At 45.7% G+C, this 313-nt stretch carries 1 protein-coding gene; it reads left to right on the top strand.

All coding sequences use genetic code 11. From position 1 onward, the window contains the following. Positions 1 to 313 (top strand): ABC transporter substrate-binding protein (locus A3712_RS21715; RefSeq protein ID WP_231891860.1); only part of this gene is annotated, 313 nt, incomplete at both ends.

Here is a 313-nt window from a genome sequence, read left to right as displayed (position 1 = left end):
CGCTGAAGGCGCGAAGAAGCTTCTTGCTAACGCTGGCTTCAAAGATGTAAACAACGATGGTTTTGTTGACACTCCATCTGGTAAGTCTTTCGAACTAATGATCCAGTCGCCAAACGGCTGGACTGACTTTAACAACACAGTTCAACTAGCGGTAGAACAGCTAAACGAAGTTGGCATCAAAGCAAAAGCTCGTACGCCAGACTTCTCTGTATACAACCAAGCAATGCTAGAAGGTACATACGACGTAGCATACACAAACTACTTCCACGGTGCGGATCCATACACGTACTGGAACAGTGCTTACAACTCATCA

Origin of the sequence: Vibrio sp. HI00D65, assembly GCF_001635455.1 — a bacterium.
Lineage (GTDB): Bacteria > Pseudomonadota > Gammaproteobacteria > Enterobacterales > Vibrionaceae > Vibrio.
The sequence above is the reverse complement of the archived record's forward strand: the minus strand, read 5'-3'. Positions and strand labels throughout refer to the sequence as shown.